This is a genomic window from Pedobacter jamesrossensis (assembly GCF_042650905.1).
In the GTDB taxonomy this organism is placed as follows: Bacteria; Bacteroidota; Bacteroidia; order Sphingobacteriales; family Sphingobacteriaceae; genus Pedobacter; species Pedobacter jamesrossensis.
Window position 1 is genome coordinate 54405 of record NZ_JBHSBY010000016.1, and the last position, 19999, is coordinate 74403.

Consider the following 19999-nt stretch of genomic DNA (forward strand, 5'->3'; position numbering starts at 1 on the left):
TTTATCTATTTTTAAAAGCTACATAAAACGTAGAACCTTCATTTAGTTTACTTTCAAACCAAACTCTACCATTATGTTTTTCTACAATACGTTTTACAATAGCTAGCCCTACTCCTGTTCCCTCAATTTCTTTAACATTATCCATTCGCTTAAAAAGCTCAAAAACTCTGTCGTAATAACGGTTATCAATTCCTATACCATTATCTTTTATTATGTAAATAACTTCTTCTCCGTCTATGTATGATGAAATTTCAATTTTGGGTTTATCTACCATAGAAGAGTATTTCACTGCATTGCTCATCAAATTGGTAAATACTTGGGCAATCATAGTCTTATCTCCTTTTAAATCTTGTAATTGCCCTAAAATCAGTTCGGAATTGTCTGCTTTAAAAGCCGACCAAACCTCTGCGCTAATCTCTATTAGTAAAGCTTCCATATTAACTTTTTCAAGATCAATATCTGAGCGGCCAACTCTCGCCAAATTCAAAATTTCCTTAATTAAGAAATTCATCTTTTCAGAACCTACTAAAACCCTATTCAGCATCTTTCTGCCATTTTCGTCGATACTTTTATTTTTAAGTAATAACTCTGAATAAGTTTTTATTGATGTTAAGGGTGTTCTTAAGTCATGCGAAATAGTATAGCTAAATGTATCCAACTCGTCATAAGCGGCCTGTAGCTTTTCATTAAGCAACCTAATTTGATTTGCTTCCTTATTAATATGTGTAATAATGATTTCCCTTATACGAAGAACTGATGAAATTTCTTCAGCAATCCAACCCTCTGAAGTATTATTTACAATTTTAGACCATATTTCAAAAGATTTTCTCGGAGATAAACTTGGCAAACCATGCGCTGAAGATGTAACTGGTTTATCAGGATTTCCAGCCCAATTTACAGCAGTAATTTTTTCTGGTTTAAACCAGATAATCATTTCGTTTGGAGCTTTACTTAACGAGCAATATAAAATACCAGATCCAATATCTTTATATTTTTTTGCGGGATGATAAATTTCTGATAAGCGATGCGTATAGTATAAAGATTCATCACTATTCTTTTTTATCCATTTTGCAAGTTCTAAAATGTCTTCTTCTGCAGGAACATGCCCTAAAGTTTTTAACCCACTTTCAAATATAACAACAACTCCTGATGCTTTCGTGATGTCTAAAATGGTTTGTTTATGACTTGTAATTGCTTCAATTAAATATTTATCCTTATCTAAATAAGCACTAAGAGCTGATGCCGTATCTTTAAAATTCTTAACAATTTCTGCATCCTCCTCGTCCTGCCTATACTCTAAAGCAGAGGAAAGAATCTGACCAATAAGTTTTGAACCTTCTCGAGCTTTATAATCTATAAATTTCGGACTATAATTATGACAAGCAATTAAACCCCATAATTCGCCATGAGCAATTAATGATATGCTAAAGCTCGAATAAACACCCATGTTTTTTAAATATTGAATGTGAATGGGTGAAACAGCTCTTAAACATGCGTGTGTTAAGTCTAAAGGTTGATTCTCTTTGTAGGTTATAATTTGGGCATCTTCTGTATTAACATCAGCTATAAGCCTGGTTAAATTCATTTTATAAAGCTCTCTTGCTTGTTTAGGAATATCTGAAGCAGGGTAATGAAGTCCAAAAAATGGTTCTAAATTCTCTTCTTTTTCTTCTGCAACAACTTCTCCATGTCCATCCTCCAAAAATTTATAGATCATGATTCTATCATAATTAATAAGTTTTTTAATTTCAACAGCAGCACTTTTTAACAGAGATAAAACATTTTTACCTTGTAACATTGAAGCTGCCGAGCGCCCTATTGAACTTTGAATATCATATTGCAGCGTAACCGGTTCAAATTCCATCAACCAATCATTTTGCGATGCAGAGATAATAAGATAAAATGGATTGTTATTGATTTCTACAGGATGAGGACTTATAGCATCGAAATTTTTGCTGATAATACCAACCTTTAATAAATCTTCTAAATTAAACTCAGCATTCTGTTGTTTAATAAAAGTATCTAAAGCAGAAAGTGATCTACCTAGAAAACTAACTGCAGATTCATTTAAAAAGGAAAAAGTATTTTCACTTATATAAGAAATATTTAAACTTATTTTATCGACAACAACTAGAAAACCATGCGATTGGATTTTACCAGGGATATGTATCGGCTCATTATCACAATTTGTGAGGTCTACAGAAAATTTATTCATAGGGGAATTATTATAACAAAAGTATCAGAATTTTTAACTTTTCAAATCTTAGTCTGTGTTTAAAATGATTCTAATTTTGTTTAATACATTTTTGCGGTTTATTTTTTATTATATATTTGGTAGAATTTAAAAATCATCCCATTGGCAAAAAAAAACATTTTGGTTATAGAAGATAACCATGCAATTTTAGATGTTATTACGCTTATTTTAGAAAGTGAAGCTTTCAACGTTGTCGGATTAAATAAAGGCGCCAATTTTATTAATCACGTTAAAGAATTCCAGCCAGATGTGGTTATTATGGATATAATGTTACCTGATATAGACGGCAGAGTTTTGCTTAAGGAGCTAAAAGAAAATAATTTAACAAAACATATCCCTGCATTAATGATTTCTGCGAGGTATAATGCAACAAATTATATGCTTGATAACGTTGAAGCAGATGATTTTATGGCAAAGCCTTTTAACATAGATGAATTGATGGATAAAATCTATTCTTTGTTAAAAAAAACGAAGCTTTAATAGGATATTCCGGACAATTAAACGCCACTTTTCTTCAAATTTTTCATTAACTCTTTCTGAAATTAAGTTTAGTATCTATAAAGCCATGCTTTTACTCAAACGCTTAATGCTAACTTATAGCTACTATATTATAAACCGCAGCCTCCTATTCTTTTTTGTACCGTTTTTAATTTAAAAAACGGCGCAAGAAAAAATACTAGTAAATTGGGCTTTTCGTTGTTACCTAATTGAAAATTTTTAATGTACGCTAAGGGTGTGTTTATGTTTTCTTTTCTTTTACTGAAGTATTTTTTTTTACGTCTACTTTTTTTGCATCTTTTGCAGATGTTACCTTCTCTTCAGCTCCCTTTGCTTTTGAGTTTTTCGGTGCGGTAGCCTTGCTATCTTCTGCCGAAGTTTTAAAATTTTTCATAATATTTAATTTTTAACCAACCAAGCTTTAGCCTCCTCAATCTCATTGGGTTTAAAACCTTTAGAGCTTCCTGGAGTTGCAATAGTAAAAATATCTGTAAACCACTCTACTCCTTTTTCTGCACTGACCACAGCTATCTTTTCCCACTTACTAAAATTCTGAAAACCTGCTTTTGCATCCTGAACCCAAGCTCCAGCGGTAAAATTTTTAACATCGGTATCCAAAACAAGTAAGTATCTAATTTCTCCAAATCTATCAGCGGTTCTTTTTAAACCAGGCAATAAAACGTTTTTCAAATCTTCGCTATGTACTTCTCCTGTAGCTCTAACGCCAAATATGTTTTCGGGTAAACCCACTATTTCTGTTAACATAAATTTTAATTTTTTAGTAGAACAATAGAATTGTTCAAGATGTTTGACAGTTGAACAAATTCTATAAAGATGTAAAAGAGATAAAACACTTATCTACCTGATAATGTTGTACTTTTAATAAAAAACAAAAACACGCTATGAAAAATAATTTACGAGTTTTTTTAATCCCCTTATTTGCTTTAGCCATTATTGTTTCTGCTTGCAACAGCAATACCGAGTCTTCTACAATTAAAGACTCTTCATTTGTAGATTCTACTTCAACATTTTCATTAAAACCTGCCGGCCCACCACCAGAATGGGGCAAAACAATAAGGCCAGAAATGCAAGCGGTAATTGAAAAATTAATGAGTTATGAAGATAAGCCTATAGAATCGCTTAATGCTATAGATGCTCGTAGAAATCATACGCCTTATGATGCAGTAACAGACTTAGTTAAACTTAATAACATTAAAATCCCAGTTGTAAAGGTTGATACAGCTGGTAAAGATATAGATGCTAATGGAGCTAAAATTCACTTAAGAATTTATACGCCAAAATCTGGCAGTGGTCCTTTTCCTCTCATAGTTTATTATCATGGAGGAGGTTTTGTTATTGCAGCAAATTTAGATGCTTATAATGCTTCTGCACAAGCCCTTTCAGAACAAGTGGGTGCAATTGTTGTTTCTGTCGCATATCGCTTAGCGCCAGAAAATAAATTTCCTACGGCACATAATGATGCTTTTGTAGCATATGAGTGGGCTATTAAAAATGCGGTAAGTTTAAAAGCCGACCCTGCAAAAATTGCGGTAGTTGGTGAAAGTGCTGGCGGAAATTTAGCTGCAAATGTTTCCATTATGGCCAGAGATAAACATATAATGATTCCTGTACATCAGGTTTTAATTTATCCAATTACACAAGCTAATATGGAGACCCAATCTTATAAATTATATGCAGATGCTAAACCACTAAACAAGGCTATGATGAATTGGTTTATGGAGAAATACCTAACCACCATGATTGAAGGACAGAATTCTAAAATATCATTAGTTAACGCAAATTTGAAGGATTTACCACCAACAACAATTATTACCGCAGAAATTGATCCATTGCATGATGATGGGATAATCTTTGCCAACAAACTATCTGACGCTGGAGTTAAAGTAAATAGCAGAAACTACGAAGGTGTTACACACGAATTTTTCGGAATGGCAATTATAGTTCCTGAAGCTCAGGCTGCTCAAGTTTATGTGGCAAATCAGTTAAAGGCAGCTTTTAAATAGAATAATTCTATTAAATACTTGATAAAAAACAATTTATTATAATGTTTAAATCTTCAAACCATTAATAAATCAAACTATTTAACTCGCCGAATGTTGTTTAAGTACTAATTTATTCAAAAAAAATATGAAAATTGCATATATATCAACTTATCCTCCTCGAGAATGTGGATTAGCTACATTTAATCAAAATTTAGTTAGTGCATTAAGTTTAAACTCAGCATACGAGGAAGGTAAAAGTTACATTGTTGCAATGAATGAATCCGACAATTTAGACGAACATAACTATCCACACGAAGTTAAGTTTGTAGTTCGTCAGCAAAATCAGCAAGATTATTTAGAGGCAGCAGATTTTATAAATAACAGCGATGTAGATACTTGTGTTATAGAACATGAATTTGGCATATACGGAGGTAACAGCGGTGTCTTTCTACTTTCTCTAATAAATAGATTAAAAAAACCTTTTATTACCATACTTCACACGGTGTTAAAAGAACCAAACTTTATGCAGCAAACGATAATTAAAGAAATTGCGGCAAAGTCTTCTAAAGTTGTGGTAATGAGCAAGAAAGCTGTTCTGTTTTTAACAAGTATATATCAAATTCGTTCAAACCAGATTCAGTTAATAGAACATGGTGTACCAGATTTAGAACCAGTAGAGCATAATACGATATCCGCTAGTGCTTTATTTAAAGAAAAAAAGGTTTTATTCACCTTTGGCCTTATTAGCAGAAACAAAGGTTTGGAAACGGTTATAAATGCATTACCAGCTATTGTGAGTAAACATCCTGATGTTTTATATGTCGTTTTGGGGAATACACATCCTGGAGTAGTTAAGCATAATGGAGAAGAATACCGCGATAGTTTAAAAGCATTAGCTAAAAAACTTGGTGTAGAAAACAACCTTGTATTTGTAAATAAGTTTGTTTCAGAAGAAGAACTTCATCAATATTTAACCGCATGTTACTTATATATAACTCCGTATTTAAATGAAGCTCAAATTACCAGCGGAACTTTATCATATGCCGTTGGTGCTGGTGCAGCTGTGGTTTCTACACCTTACTGGCATGCTCAAGAATTACTTGCAGATAACAGGGGTAAATTATTTGATTTTAAGAATGATATAAAACTTGCTGAGATTGTAAATGAACTGTTAAGTGATGATGAAAAATATTTTGAACTAAAAAATAATGCTTACAATTATGGATTAAATATAAGGTGGCCAAAAATTGGAAATGCTTATATGAGCCTATTAGAGGCCGCTATTTCTAAAGGGCAAAAACCTACACGGGTTGTTCCCCCTATTATTGACATAGATAAAATGCCCGCTTTAAATTTGAGCCATATTGAATTACTTACTGATGATACGGGTATCATTCAACATGCAAAATTTGGAATTCCTAATTTAAAAGAAGGTTACTGCATTGATGATAACGCTAGGGCTTTAATTCTTTCAATTCTTGCTTACGATCAGGATAAAAATCAGAAAGCTTTAAAACTAATGCCTATTTATTTAAGCTTTATCCAATACATGCAGCGTGAGGATGGCAATTTTAGAAATTTTTTAAGCTTTAACAGAAATTATTTAGACGAAGTTGGCTCAGAAGATTCATTTGGTAGAACGATTTGGTCACTGGGATATCTGATATGTAAAGGTCCAAATAACTCTTATCGAGAATTTGGTAAGGAACTTTTCTCTAACTCTATACCTCACTTTAAAGATTTAAAATATTTGCGTGCAATAGCAAATACGGTAATCGGGATTTCTTATTACTTGGGTGCGCACAGTGGAGATGAGGTTTTAGTAAAAGAAATCAATCAACTAGCAACAGTTTTAACAAATGCCTACAATAAAAATAAAGACGAGAATTGGCATTGGTACGAAGATATTTTAACTTATGATAATGCAATTCTACCGTTAGCATTATTAACTCACTATGAGGTTACAGGTAATATAGAATCTTATAAAATTGCAATAGAAAGCATTGATTTTTTGAATAGTTTTTCTTTCAAAAATGGTTATTTAAATCCTGTAGGAAATGATGGCTGGATGAAAAAGAACGAAGAAAATCCAATTTACGACCAGCAAGCTTTAGAAACTATGGCGATGGTTTTATTATATTCTAAAGCATTTTCGATAACTAAAGATGATAAATATCTTGATATGATGCACATTAGTTACGAATGGTTTCTAGGTAAAAATAGTTTACACATTCCCTTATATGATTATGAAACACATGGTTGTGCAGATGGACTTCAGTACAATAGTGTAAATAGAAACCAAGGAGCAGAAAGCACCTTAGCTTACTTTATTTCGCATTTAACAGTTTTAAAAGCCGCTGAGTTGGAGTTTGAAACCTTATCATCGCCCTTACTCGAAACAAATAAAGTACGCTAATTAAACATTTATAAACAAAAAAAGCACGATTTTATTTAGAAATCGTGCTTTTTTTATGCTCCTTAATTCTCTTATTCAGCATTATTTTCAAGTAATTTATTAAGTAGTAATTCTAAATTAACGGTAGCAAACGATGAGCTGTAATCTGATAAGCCGTAAGGAATAATTAATTCGCCATTACTAATTATAGAACCACAAGAGTAAACAACATTTGGTACGTACCCTTCACGTTCATCATTATTCGGAATAATCAAAGGCTCTTGTAAATGCCCAATTTCTTTGCAGGGATCATTCAAATCAAGTAAACTAACACCAATACAATATCTTCTCATCGGACCAACACCGTGAGTTATCACAATCCAACCTTTATCTGTTTCAATTGGAGAGCCACAATTCCCAATTTGAACCAATTCCCAATCGTAGCGAGGCTGTTTAAGTAAAATAGGGTTCTCCCAAACATTAATCTTATCCGAAAACATAAGGTAATTGTTCCATCCGTCTATTCGGCTCATCATTACATATTTACCATTTATTTTTCTTGGGAATAATGCGAGATTTTTATTTTGAGCTCCATCACCATACAATGGGATAACTTTAAATTCATAAAAATCATCCGTTTGAACCAATTTTGGAATAATTAAAGAGCCATCAAATGCAGTATAAGTTGCATAATAAACAATTTTACCATCTTCTTTGATAAACTTCACAAAGCGGGCATCTTCAATACCTTTCCGTTCAAATTCAGAAATAGGAAAAATAACTCTATCTGAAATATCAGTATCTTTTGAAAAACTGATGGTATGATAAGTATCAGAAAGCCAAAGAACTTTATCATATTCAATTAGGCGCTGAGGATTTTCTTTATTTAAACTTTTAGAATCTTTAATGATGTTGCTTAAGCTGGTATATTCAAATTTATCATCAAGTTTCGATTCTATTTCTTCTAAAACAGAAGGGTCAATTTGCGCATAAGCTGCTTTTTTTAAAAACATTTTCTTTACATAAATCGCATTACGAATTACTTCAGCTTCATCAACATAATTACCTACAGGTAAAACCTGTATGTTATTTTTAGCATCAATTAAAGCCCGACGAAATACGATAGATGAAATATGCCCTTCGCCCACTGCCCTGAAACTAATAATCACCCTTTTATCACCCTCCACTAAATCAGTTTGGTCAGGATCTTCAATAATACTTGGATTAAAGAAAGCAGCCGATTCAATAGAATATTCATGCGTAAAATAAGCCCCAATTAATAATTTAGTATATGAATCTATATCATCAAAATCTACATTAAGCTCGCTAAATTGTTTTTTCAGTTTCTTGGCATGTCTGTTCAAAATCTTGGTAATGTTCCTGTGCCGTTTGGAATATTCTTGAAGGATAGGAGAAATTAACGAGAAAACCTTCTCATCAGAAAATTTTAAAACTTTGCTTATTACTTCAAGTGCTCGCTCATCTCCATTAAAAAAAAATCGGGCAATAACTCTTTTGGTGTCAGGATTTACTTTGACAGGCTTTCGTTCTATATATAATCTCATTGTTTAATGTTTTTGAGTTCTTTTATTATTTTACGCCAATTTAATTACAATACTATTAACTAAATTGTATTAACAATTGTTTCATTATATATCTTTTATGATAATTAGAAATCAAGTAATAATATTATTAAAAAGAACGTTAAATTCTTCAAAATTATTTATCAATTAAATCTTCAAGTTTCATTTCTTCTAAAACATATCTTTCAGGTTCAGTGGTGGTTTGATATGACCACTTAACTAATCTTATTAAACCGTTTTCGATTTCAACTCCAGTAATATCACCATCGTTAAAGCAACAACAGCCAGAATTAAAATATGCTGATTTGTACTTATTTAACTTGGGCTGCTCATCTCCTTTTGCAACACGCTTATTTAACTCTCTTGTTATTAAATCTATTTCATCCTGGTTATGCTCTACATTGGCTTTAGCTAATTTTGCATATAATCTTTCGAGATGCGTAAGCGAAGCGAAAACCGGCTGATGAGTATGACCAGTTATTAATGCAATATTCTTTTGCTCAGCAACCCAGCTATACATCAATAAATTATGAGCTGTTTTCAATTGATTATCATAGGCCGGTGTATTAGGATTAATCTTTAGATAAGATTGCAGTGGCGCCCAAATAGTGCTTACAAACCACTTGCTAAACCAATTACCATCGCTCTGCAAATCGCCCTGGTGGCCGTGAGTTAAAAATATATCTAATAGCTTCTCGTTCGATCTAAATCTTAAAATTGCTCCTTCGTAAATCCTAATTACTTTTCCATAAATCCGATTCAAATTAAATTGAGAAAGCGGGTCGTTATCCCAATACAAATCATGATTACCGAAAATTTTAGTAAAAGCGTTACGTTCAATAAATTGCTTTTCAGCTTCAAAAGTCTTTTTATTATGTTTAATAACCGATTCGAGCAGGTTTTCCCAAAGCTCTTCACTATCACCTAAATTAATATAACTAAAATTCAACTTGTTGTAATAATCTAAAGCTTGCAAATAGTTTTTTTCTGCTAGTGAAAAATCGTCAGCAAAATCTCTGGCACCTTTATGCTGATCAGAAAAAATTATAAACTTACTATTTGAGTTGATCTCAAATATCTCTCCTCTTTTACCCGGAGAAGTAATTAAATTTTCATAGAGTTTACTTAAGGCTTCATGTATATGTTCGTTATCTGGTCTTGATCCGAATCTATTAGACATACGAATAATCCAGGCACTAAGTAATTTCTGTAAAAATTTTCTCATTCTTGAATTGCCTGATTTATATCAAACTTAACAAAAAAGTAAGATTTAAGAAAAGTTTAAAAATGATTTAAAGATTTTATAAAGGTGCGTGGGGACACGCACCATGGAACGTGTCTCCACGTTCTATGAAGTAATTGGAGTCGAAATTTAAACAATTTCTAAGTTTAATTGATTTTTTCGAAAATAAACGTTCAGCTTTTCATTGCTTCTCTACTCCCGTTTTCCGTTTAAGTCCCGATTTTAATTAAAATCGAGCGCTATCACTTCAAACGAGTTCAGACACAAAGACATCTACACAAACTGCTACAGTTCAGTGAAAAACAAAAACCAATAACAAAAAATGGTTGCAACTTTAAGCTGCAACCATCTTCTGAATTATTTAATTTTAAATTTTATTTATGCATATGCAACTGCGTCTCTCGATGCTAATTTAGTTGTTCCCATTAAATATTCGTCTACTTTACGAGCTGCTTCTCTCCCTTCAGAGATTGCCCAAACCACTAAAGATTGACCACGGCGAACATCACCGGCAGCAAAAATCTTTGCAATATTGGTTTGATAAGTATGTTCAGAAGCTTTTACATTACCTCTATTATCCAATTCTACGCCTAATTTTTCAATTAAACCTTCTTTTTGAGGATGTAAGAAACCCATTGCCAAAAACACCAATTCGCATGGTATATCTCTTTCAGAACCTGCAATTTCTTTAAAAGTAACTGGTCTGCCAACAGCATCAATTTCCCATTCTACGTCAACAATTTTTAAAGCTTTCAAATTGCCATTTTCATCAGCAATAAAGTTTTTAGTATTTACCGACCAAGCTCTTTCTGCACCCTCTTCGTGCGAAGAAGTATTTTTCAAAAGCATTGGATAAGTAGGCCAAGGCATATTTTCGGTTCGTAACTGAGGCGGCATTGGCATAATCTCAAATTGAGTTATTGATTTAGCACCATGACGATTTGAAGTTCCTATACAATCTGATCCGGTATCTCCACCACCAATAACGATTACATTTTTACCTGTTGCTAAAATCTCTTCTACAGCAATTTCTCTACTGGCAACACGTTTATTTTGTTGTTTTAAGAAATCCATTGCAAAATGAACACCTTTTGCAGAACGTCCTTCAATTGGCAAATCTCTAGGAATGGTAGAACCACCCGCTAAAACAATTGCATTAAAATCTCGCAATAGAGTACTAATTTCTACATTCTCGCCAACGTTAGCATTACATTTAAAAATAATACCTTCTTCTTTCATTAAATCAATGCGTCGGTCGATAACATTTTTTTGAAGTTTGAAATCAGGAATACCATATCTCAATAAACCACCAGGAGCATCATCACGTTCGAAAACAGTAACTTCATGCCCAACTTTATTTAATTGAGCGGCAGCCGCTAAACCAGCAGGACCTGAACCAATAACAGCAACTTTTTTACCAGTTCTTAATAATGGCGCTTTAGCTTTGATAAAGCCTTTCTCAAAAGCAATTTCGATAATATGTTTTTCAATCTCCTCGATAGAAACTGGCGGACGATTAATACCTAACACACAAGCAGATTCGCATGGTGCGGGGCAAATTCTTCCTGTAAATTCGGGGAAATTATTTGTACTTAATAAAATGTTAGCAGCAAGCTCCCATTTACCTTGATAAACAGCATCGTTAAATTCTGGTATCACATTACCTAACGGGCATCCTGACTGGCAAAATGGAACGCCGCAATCCATACAACGGGCAGCTTGGTTATTTAATTCTTGAGCGGGTAATTCATTTAAAAATTCTCCGTAATGTTTTACTCGAGTTTTAGCCTCTTCTCTTGTGGGCGCAACTCTGTCGTATTCTTGAAATCCTGTTACTTTTCCCATGACTAGTGTGTTTTTACTTGTTGATTACGTTTAGCTAAAACTGCTTTGTATTCTTTAGGGAATACTTTTACAAAATGATTAGATTGACTTTTCCAATCGCTTAAGATAAACTCTGCTACTTTACTGTCAGTTAATCGAATATGACTTTTTAATAAAGCTAAAATTCTTTCTTCATCTTCGGCTTGTAAAGGATCTAAATCTACCATTTCTTTATTGCACTTGCGGGCAAAAGTTCCTTTTGCATCGTAAATCCAAGCTACACCTCCACTCATACCAGCAGCAAAATTGCTACCTGTATCACCAAGGATTAAAACTTCACCACCAGTCATATATTCACAGCCATGGTCTCCCACGCCCTCTACAACCGCAGTGGCTCCAGAGTTACGAACAGCAAAACGTTCTCCAGCTTTTCCACGAGCAAATAACTCACCAGATGTTGCACCATAAAGTGCTACATTACCAATAATTATATTTTGTTCAGGAATGAAAGTTGAATTAGCAAATGGATAAATAACTAAACGTGCTCCAGATAAACCCTTACCTACATAATCATTTGCTTCGCCTTCTAAAGATAAAGTTACGCCTCTTGCATTAAATGCACCAAAACTTTGTCCGGCAGAACCTACAAATTTAAAATTAATAGTATCTGGTGGTAAACCTGCACCCAAATGAACTTTTGAAATTTCATTAGATAACATGGTACCCAACGAACGATCTGTATTTTTTATGTTAAAACTTGCAAAAACAGGTTCATTATTGGTTATTGCAGGTTGTGCAGCAGCAATTAATTGATGGTCTAATACATTTTCCAAACCGTGGTTTTGCTTTTCTGTATTAAATAATGGCAAGCCATTATCTTCAGCTTTAAAAAGGATGGCAGATAAATCTAGATGTTTTAATTTCCAATCTTCTGAAGGCAATTCACGCACTTTTAAAATATCAGCCTGCCCAATCATTTCATGAATAGTTCTGAAACCAAGTTCTGCCATAATTTCACGTAATTCTTCGGCAAGGAAATAGAATAAATTCACAACGTGGTCTGCATCTCCGCTAAACAATTTTCTCAATTCAGGGTCTTGCGTAGCTACACCAACAGGGCACGTATTTAAGTGGCATTTACGCATCATAATACAACCTGCAGTTACTAATGCCGCAGTTGCAACACCCCATTCTTCAGCACCTAATAAAGCTGCAATTGCAATATCTCGACCAGTTTTTAGCTGGCCATCGGTTTGTAAAACAATGCGATTACGTAATTTATTTTTAACTAATGTTTGGTGTGCTTCTGCTAAACCAAGTTCCCAAGGTAAGCCAGCATGTTGAATTGATGTTAATGGCGATGCACCCGTTCCACCATCAAAACCTGAAACCAAAATCACATCGGCATGTGCTTTAGCAACACCCGCTGCAATTGTACCAACACCAGCCTTAGAAACTAACTTAACGTTAATTCTTGCCGCACGGTTGGCATTTTTTAAATCGTAAATCAACTGAGCTAAATCCTCAATCGAATAAATATCGTGATGTGGTGGTGGAGAAATTAAACCTACACCAGGCGTAGAGTGACGAACTTTTGCAATCCAGTCATCCACTTTGTGGCCAGGTAGTTGTCCGCCCTCTCCAGGTTTTGCACCTTGAGCCATTTTAATCTGTAACTCATCAGCATTGGTTAAATAATAACTGGTAACACCGAAACGAGCAGAAGCTACTTGCTTAATTGCAGAACGCATACTGTCGCCATTCGCCATTTTGGTATAACGCATTTCATCTTCGCCACCCTCACCAGTATTACTTTTGCCACCAATGCGGTTCATCGCAATAGCTAAAGTTGAGTGTGCCTCATGAGAAATTGAACCAAATGACATGGCACCTGTTGCAAATCTTTTCAGAATTGCTTCCGTAGATTCTACTTCATTTAACGGAACCGACGGGCGGCTATAATTAAATTCAAACAATCCGCGAATGGTGTAAGCTTGTTGTGTTTGCTCATTTACCAGCTTAGAGTATTGTTTAAAGATATTGTAATCATTTTTACGAGTTGCGTTCTGTAGCAGGTGAATGGTTTGCGGATTAAATAAATGCGCTTCTCCCCTGCGACGGAATTTATAAGTTCCACCTGCTGGTAATAAGTTTTCTGTTTGTGTTGTCGGACCGAAACTACGATGATGTTTAATCAAAGTTTCTTTAGCAATTTCATCTAAACCTAATCCGCCAATACGAGAAACCGCACCAGTGAAATAAGTATTTACAACTTGTTTATTTAAACCTAAAATTTCGAAAATCTGCGCACCCTGATAAGATTGCAAGGTAGAGATGCCCATTTTAGAGAAGATTTTTAATAACCCACTGTTAACTGCGTAGATATAGTTTTTGGTTAACTGCTCTGCTGATAAGCCCGATTCCTCTTGAAAACCGTTGATGGTTTCTAAAGCTAAATAAGGATTAATTGCCGTAACACCAAAGCCTAATAAAGTAGCGAAATGATGTACTTCCCAAATATCTCCGGCTTCGACAACAATACCAACTGCACCACGATACCCCTTGCGGATTAAATGGTGATGAACAGCAGAAACCGCCAGCAAAGATGGCATAGCGGCATGCTCAGAATCAATTGCTCTATCTGTTAAAACAATTACTTGAAAACCATCTTCAACAGCATCTACAGCATAACGGCATAAACGATCTAGAGCTTTCGCCATAGCACCAGGCTTGCCATCAGCACGGAAATAAGTTTGTAAAGTTTTCGCTTGGAAAACTCCTGTATCTATACTTCTTAATTTTTCTAACTCTTGATTGGTTAAAATTGGATGTTTAATTGCAACACAATGTGCCTGTTTCGGATTTTCATCCAGCAAGTTGCCATTACTCCCCATAAAACTAGCCAAGCTCATCACCACTTTTTCACGAATCGGGTCGATTGGTGGATTGGTAACCTGAGCAAACAGCTGTTTAAAATAATTTGATAAATGTTGTGGACGTTTTGATAAAATGGCAAGTGGCGTATCGGTACCCATCGAACCGATTGGTTCTTTAGCTTCAATAGCCATTGGTTTAAGCAACAAATCAATATCCTCTCTGCTATAACCAAAAACTTGTTGATATTTAAAAATAGATTCTTCAGAAAGGCCGGTAAACATTACACGCGGATCTGGCAATTCCTCCAAACGGATTTGGTATTGATTAATCCAATCTGCATATGGACTCTTTCCACAAACCTGAGTTTTAATTTCTTCATCACTAATGATTCTACCCTGTTCCATGTCTACAACGAACATTTTACCAGGTGTTAAGCGACCTTTTTCGATAATTGTACTTTGGTCGATTGCTAAAGCACCTGCTTCCGAACCCATAATTACGCGATCATCAGAAGTTAAGGCGTAACGCGACGGACGAAGACCGTTACGATCTAACGCTGCACCAATTAACTTTCCATCGGTAAAGGCAATTGCAGCTGGTCCATCCCAAGGTTCCATCAAAGTAGCATGAAATTCATAGAAAGCTCGTTTTACCGGATCCATATCTTCATTACCATCCCACGCTTCCGGAACCAACATCATTAAAACATGAGGTAATGTTCTGCCAGCATGAAGCAATAATTCAATAACATTATCTAAGCAACCTGAATCAGAATTAGTTTCATCGATAACTGGCAACAACATATCCAGTTCTTCAGAAGTAAAATAAGCAGATGCAAATGATTTAACACCAGCTCTAAACCAATTTAAATTCCCCTGTAAAGTATTAATTTCACCATTATGAGCTATAAAACGGAAAGGCTGCGCCAATCTCCACGATGGGAAGGTATTAGTAGCAAAACGCGAATGAACCAAACCTAAACCAGAAACAACTCTTTTATCGCTTAAATCTTTAAAATAAGTACGAACCTGTAGTGAGGTTAACTGTCCTTTATATATTATGGTCTGTGCCGAAAGTGAAACGATATAAAAATCTTTACCCCCATTAACGGTATTTATGATTAACTTAATCAGGTAGTTTTTGAAAAGATAAAGTTTACGTTCGAAATCTGCACCAGTATTTACTGCAAAAGGACGAGCAATAAAAACCTGCTCAATTTCCGGTTCAACGGAAAGAGCCATGTTACCGATATCTGTGGTATCAACTTCAACTTTTCTAAAACCTAAAATTTCAAGCCCCAGCTTCTCAGCTGCACGGTAAATAAGTTCTCTACATTCTTCTCTCGAACGGATATCTTTTGGCATAAAAAGCATACCAACACCATAATTATTGGTTTCAGGTAGACTAAAGCCGGCTTTTAAACATTCGTCGTAAAAAAATTCGTGAGGAATCTGAATCATTATACCTGCGCCATCGCCTGTATTTGGTTCTGCTCCACTTGCCCCTCTATGATCTAGATTCTCTAAAATAGTAAGTGCATCGGAGATGATTTGATGCGATTTTCGCCCTTTCACATGTGCAACGAACCCAATACCGCAGGCATCGTGTTCAAATTGCGCATCGTACAATCCACTGTTTGGTTTCATTCTTTGCTCGTTAGTTGTTAGTGTATAGGAAACACTAAGATACAAAAAACGATTGTTAAATTACAGAGTTACTATGATTTTTAGAATAATTTTAGTTATTAAGTAAATTTTAAATCTTAAATTAAAAATTCAACAACAATAAGCTTAAATATTTGCAATATTAACAATGACAAGATTATACAATAATATGCTTTTTTAACGCATTTTAGAAGATAAATCGATTTATTAAAACATTCATAAATAAATTATATATTCATTAATAAATAAATAGTTTGCTTTTATTTTAGTCCTAAAAAAATAGAAAAAGTGTTTTATTAAATTTTATTAAATTACTAATCAGCCATATAGCTTTAATGACTAAAAAATAAGAAAAATCCATTTTGCAAAACAACTTCTTTTTCTACCTTTGTGCCGGGCAAGTCTTTTACGACCAGCTCCCTTTGAACTCCCCCAGGGCGGGAACGAAGCAAGGGTAGAAGGTTGTAGCGGTGCGATAGAAGGTGCTTGCCCTTTTTTTCTTTTCCCTTAATCCCCTGAAGGGGGAATTAAATTCTTCAGGGTTCAATCATTGAAACTCAAATATTAGAATTTATAACCATGAAATTTTTTATCGACACAGCAAATCTTGATCAAATCAAAGAAGCGCATGATCTTGGCATTTTAGATGGAGTAACAACCAACCCTAGCTTAATGGCTAAAGAAGGTATTACTGGCAACGAAAATGTAATTAAACATTATAAAGCAATCTGCGATATCGTTGAAGATAACGTAAGTGCAGAAGTTATTGCAACAACCTATGATGAAATCATCAAAGAAGGTGAAGCTTTGGCTGCTTTAAATCCTAAAATAGTTGTTAAAGTTCCGATGATTAAAGATGGTGTTAAAGCCATTAAATATTTTTCATCAAAAGGAATTAAGACGAACTGTACTTTGATTTTCTCTGCCGGACAAGCATTGCTTGCCGCTAAAGCTGGTGCAACTTATGTTTCTCCATTTTTAGGCCGTTTAGATGATATTTCTAGCGATGGCTTAGTTTTAATTGAAGATATTAGAACTATTTTTGATAACTACGGTTATGAAACTCAAATTCTAGCTGCTTCTATTCGTGGCCCATTGCATATTGTAAACTGCGCAAAATTAGGTGCTGATGTTATTACAGCTCCATTAGCAGCAATTGTTGGTTTATTAAAACACCCTTTAACAGATAGTGGCTTAGCAACATTCTTAGCTGATCACGCTAAAGCGGCAGGTAAATAAGCTTTAAGTTACAGCGTAAATATAAAAAGTCCTAAGTTTTGAATAGATTTTATTCAAAACTTAGGACTTTCTTTTTAACCAGCTTTTTATTTTAGAACAATCAATTGCTTATCATCTATTAGAAGAGCAAACTCAGTGCTTTTCGGTTAAAGCAGTCCTGCTTTCCATTTTAGCCCGATAGAAAAATCGGGGCTACCATTTCAATCAGGTCTAATTAAAACAATGCTGAAACTCTTTTTAACAAGCAAAATGGCAAGAAATTATAATTAATTTCCAAAAAAGCTGTCAATTTATACTAAAGACTCGCGACTCAAAACTTCCTTTATTTTCTCATAACTAATTTGCTCATCAGGCTCTATCAAAATCCCCTTCACCCCCGCACCGTTAGCAGCTTCAACATCACGCGGTTTATCACCAATCATAACAGATAAAGAAGGGTCTATTTCAAACATATCAATTGCATCTAATAACATACCAGATTTTGGCTTACGGCATTTACATTCTCCTCCTACCGTTGGATGGTGTGGACAATAATAAAAACCTGCAATATCTGCACCTTTTGCTACAAATGCATTTCTCAACATTTGATGCATAATGGCTAATTCCTGTTCTGTATATCTTTTAAGCGCAATACCGCCCTGATTAGTGATAACAATTAACAAGTACCCTTCATCGTAAAGTTTCTTCAAAACGGGTATCTGATAATCCAAAATTTTAAAATCTTCAACACGGGTAATGTAATCGTATATTTCGTGATTAAGAACACCATCACGGTCAAGAAAAATAGCTTTCTTCATTATAAAATTGGAAATGTAAAATGTATTGACTTAAAAACATCAATAATTAATTATGCCAAAATAAGCAAAAATAACTCGCATAAGAAAGCCTAATCTGATTAGGATTAAGCCTAAACATAATCTATTTGGTTTTCTATTTTAAATTTAACCCTACCTTATGGCCTTTAATCGCAAAGTATAGTATGAAAATATAACAAGGCATAACAGTAACAAAATATGCCAGTTGGAAATCTAGATGCAAATGATCCTTTATGAAAGCATATAGCAAAGGCCATATTGCACCACCAGCTATACCCATAATCATTATCGCTGAACCTGTTTTAGTAAATTTACCTAAATGGCTTATGCCCAAAGGAAATATTGCAGGCCACATTAAAGAATTAGCCAAACCCAATAAGGCGATAAAAATTACAGATGTGTAGCCAGAAGTTAAGTAAGCTGCAATGGTAAAAACTAAACCCAGTATAGCACAAATTCGTAATGCAAATTGTTGTGTAATATATTTTGGAATTGTAATTATACCAATAATATATCCTACAAGCATACTTCCTAAAGTTAATGAGGTAAAATATTTACTAATATCAGCACTAATTCCTAAAGCTTTCCCATAAACACCAATAATATCACCAGCCATTACTTCTGCAGCTACATATACGAAAATACATAATGCACCCAGAAAGAGATGCGGAAATTGAAAAATACTTTTATGTTTAACAACCTCCCCTTTCTCCTCTTCTACAACATCCTCTTCTACGTTAACTTCAGGCAAATCGGTAAATTTTATAACAAGAGCAAAAAGACTAAAAACAATAGCTAAAACAACATAAGGCATATTAACACGTCCTAAAACATCATTCAACAATTGCTCTTTAGCTATTCCTGTGGCAACTTCTATTTTTTTCTCTATTTCTGAAGCATTTTTTAGAAAAATAGTACCCATTATAAAAGGAACAATAATACCTGCAAATTTATTGCAAATACCAGCAATGCTAATTCTTTTTGCAGCACTTTCTATCGGGCCAATAATTGTTAAATATGGATTAGAGGCTGTTTGAAGTAATGATAATGCTGCTCCCTGTACAAAAATCCCTGTTAAAAATAAACCGAATGTTCTGGTTTGTGCTGCAGGAATAAATAATAGAGAACCAACGCCAAGAACAACTAAACCTAAAATAATACCGTTTTTAAACCCTATTTTCTTTAATATCCAAGATGATGGTAAAGAAAGAAAAAAGTAAGCCATATATGATGCAAAAGTTACTAGAAAAGCCTGAATATCGGACAAACCGAAAGACAATTTAAAAAAAGGAATTAAGGTTCCGTTCGCCCAAGTAACAAATCCGAAGATAAAAAATAGAGCGCAGATAATAACGAGCGGCTTCGGGCCTTTTGGTGAGTCCAAATTATTGACTTTCGACATAAAAACTGGTTTAGTTTAAGTTTACAAAGCCAAACTAAACAAATATTTCATGTTTTATATCATCAAACGTTTGCGCAATTTAACTTTATAAGTTTTTTATTCAAAAAAAGTAAATAATTACAGAATAATAAACATAATTAGCTAGTACTTCAGCTCTATCGACTTAAATTTAAAGCCGTATAAATACAATCAACACCCAAAA

At 34.1% G+C, this 19999-nt stretch carries 13 protein-coding genes and 1 other RNA gene; 5 read left to right on the forward strand and 9 right to left on the reverse strand.

Annotated features, from left to right (window positions below; genetic code table 11):
* Window position 1: 1 nt before the first annotated feature.
* Window positions 2–2215, reverse strand: coding sequence for an ATP-binding protein (locus tag ACFOUY_RS02520; protein WP_378958873.1), 2214 nt, complete (start codon window positions 2213–2215; stop codon window positions 2–4).
* 159 nt (window positions 2216–2374) lie between these two features.
* Here ACFOUY_RS02520 and ACFOUY_RS02525 point away from each other — a divergent pair, with 159 nt between their 5' ends.
* A complete protein-coding gene (locus tag ACFOUY_RS02525; protein WP_378958874.1) occupies window positions 2375–2734 on the forward strand; it encodes a response regulator transcription factor in 360 nt (119 codons plus the stop codon).
* A gap of 259 nt (window positions 2735–2993) precedes the next feature.
* Here ACFOUY_RS02525 and ACFOUY_RS02530 read toward each other — a convergent pair whose 3' ends face one another.
* Window positions 2994–3146: a hypothetical protein gene (locus tag ACFOUY_RS02530; RefSeq protein WP_378958875.1), complete on the reverse strand. Its 153-nt coding sequence runs from the start codon at window positions 3144–3146 to the stop codon at window positions 2994–2996.
* 5 nt (window positions 3147–3151) lie between these two features.
* Complete coding sequence (locus ACFOUY_RS02535) at window positions 3152–3517, reverse strand: SpoIIAA family protein (RefSeq protein WP_378958876.1); 366 nt, start codon at window positions 3515–3517, stop codon at window positions 3152–3154.
* Window positions 3518–3654: 137 nt separating this feature from the next.
* On the opposite strand from ACFOUY_RS02535, the gene ACFOUY_RS02540 reads away from it, so the two are divergent.
* Together ACFOUY_RS02540 and ACFOUY_RS02545 are read left to right on the forward strand one after the other, a co-directional pair.
* Window positions 3655–4776, forward strand: coding sequence for an alpha/beta hydrolase (locus tag ACFOUY_RS02540; protein WP_378958877.1), 1122 nt, complete (start codon window positions 3655–3657; stop codon window positions 4774–4776).
* A 124-nt stretch (window positions 4777–4900) separates the two neighbouring features.
* Window positions 4901–7171 (forward strand): glycosyltransferase, encoded by a 2271-nt coding sequence (locus ACFOUY_RS02545; protein ID WP_378958878.1) that lies wholly within the window; start codon window positions 4901–4903, stop codon window positions 7169–7171.
* Between the two features lie 71 nt (window positions 7172–7242).
* Here ACFOUY_RS02545 and ACFOUY_RS02550 read toward each other — a convergent pair whose 3' ends face one another.
* The 4 genes from ACFOUY_RS02550 to gltB form a co-directional block, all read right to left on the reverse strand.
* Window positions 7243–8715 (reverse strand): glycoside hydrolase family 130 protein, encoded by a 1473-nt coding sequence (locus ACFOUY_RS02550; protein ID WP_378958879.1) that lies wholly within the window; start codon window positions 8713–8715, stop codon window positions 7243–7245.
* Window positions 8716–8869: 154 nt separating this feature from the next.
* Window positions 8870–9958, reverse strand: a complete 1089-nt coding sequence (locus tag ACFOUY_RS02555; RefSeq protein ID WP_378958880.1) for a metallophosphoesterase — start codon at window positions 9956–9958, stop codon at window positions 8870–8872.
* Between the two features lie 396 nt (window positions 9959–10354).
* A complete protein-coding gene (locus ACFOUY_RS02560; RefSeq protein WP_378958881.1) occupies window positions 10355–11821 on the reverse strand; it encodes a glutamate synthase subunit beta in 1467 nt (488 codons plus the stop codon).
* 2 nt (window positions 11822–11823) lie between these two features.
* The gene (gltB, locus tag ACFOUY_RS02565; protein ID WP_378958882.1) at window positions 11824–16323 is read right to left on the reverse strand and encodes a glutamate synthase large subunit; all 4500 of its coding nucleotides are present in this window, start codon (window positions 16321–16323) and stop codon (window positions 11824–11826) included.
* A gap of 413 nt (window positions 16324–16736) precedes the next feature.
* On the opposite strand from gltB, the gene ffs reads away from it, so the two are divergent.
* An RNA gene (gene ffs, locus ACFOUY_RS02570) (signal recognition particle sRNA small type) lies at window positions 16737–16836 on the forward strand.
* A gap of 84 nt (window positions 16837–16920) precedes the next feature.
* Window positions 16921–17580, forward strand: coding sequence for a fructose-6-phosphate aldolase (gene fsa, locus ACFOUY_RS02575; RefSeq protein WP_378958883.1), 660 nt, complete (start codon window positions 16921–16923; stop codon window positions 17578–17580).
* Window positions 17581–17870: 290 nt separating this feature from the next.
* On the opposite strand, the gene ACFOUY_RS02580 is transcribed toward fsa, so the two are convergent.
* Both ACFOUY_RS02580 and ACFOUY_RS02585 read right to left on the reverse strand, forming a co-directional pair.
* Complete coding sequence (locus tag ACFOUY_RS02580; protein ID WP_378958884.1) at window positions 17871–18377, reverse strand: D-glycero-alpha-D-manno-heptose-1,7-bisphosphate 7-phosphatase; 507 nt, start codon at window positions 18375–18377, stop codon at window positions 17871–17873.
* 133 nt (window positions 18378–18510) lie between these two features.
* On the reverse strand, window positions 18511–19797 hold the full coding sequence (locus ACFOUY_RS02585) for a sugar MFS transporter (RefSeq protein ID WP_378958885.1): 1287 nt from the start codon (window positions 19795–19797) through the stop codon (window positions 18511–18513).
* Window positions 19798–19999 lie beyond the last annotated feature (202 nt).

What these genes read in the sequence shown, in the direction of transcription:
- ACFOUY_RS02520 (WP_378958873.1), bottom strand. Translation starts at nt 2,215, where the DNA reads ATGAATAAATTTTCTGTAGACCTCACAAATTGTGATAATGAGCCGATA.
- ACFOUY_RS02530 (WP_378958875.1), bottom strand. Translation starts at nt 3,146, where the DNA reads ATGAAAAATTTTAAAACTTCGGCAGAAGATAGCAAGGCTACCGCACCG.
- ACFOUY_RS02535 (WP_378958876.1), bottom strand. Translation starts at nt 3,517, where the DNA reads ATGTTAACAGAAATAGTGGGTTTACCCGAAAACATATTTGGCGTTAGA.
- ACFOUY_RS02540 (WP_378958877.1), top strand. Translation starts at nt 3,655, where the DNA reads ATGAAAAATAATTTACGAGTTTTTTTAATCCCCTTATTTGCTTTAGCC.
- ACFOUY_RS02545 (WP_378958878.1), top strand. Translation starts at nt 4,901, where the DNA reads ATGAAAATTGCATATATATCAACTTATCCTCCTCGAGAATGTGGATTA.
- ACFOUY_RS02550 (WP_378958879.1), bottom strand. Translation starts at nt 8,715, where the DNA reads ATGAGATTATATATAGAACGAAAGCCTGTCAAAGTAAATCCTGACACC.
- ACFOUY_RS02555 (WP_378958880.1), bottom strand. Translation starts at nt 9,958, where the DNA reads ATGAGAAAATTTTTACAGAAATTACTTAGTGCCTGGATTATTCGTATG.
- ACFOUY_RS02560 (WP_378958881.1), bottom strand. Translation starts at nt 11,821, where the DNA reads ATGGGAAAAGTAACAGGATTTCAAGAATACGACAGAGTTGCGCCCACA.
- gltB (WP_378958882.1), bottom strand. Translation starts at nt 16,323, where the DNA reads ATGAAACCAAACAGTGGATTGTACGATGCGCAATTTGAACACGATGCC.
- fsa (WP_378958883.1), top strand. Translation starts at nt 16,921, where the DNA reads ATGAAATTTTTTATCGACACAGCAAATCTTGATCAAATCAAAGAAGCG.
- ACFOUY_RS02580 (WP_378958884.1), bottom strand. Translation starts at nt 18,377, where the DNA reads ATGAAGAAAGCTATTTTTCTTGACCGTGATGGTGTTCTTAATCACGAA.
- ACFOUY_RS02585 (WP_378958885.1), bottom strand. Translation starts at nt 19,797, where the DNA reads ATGTCGAAAGTCAATAATTTGGACTCACCAAAAGGCCCGAAGCCGCTC.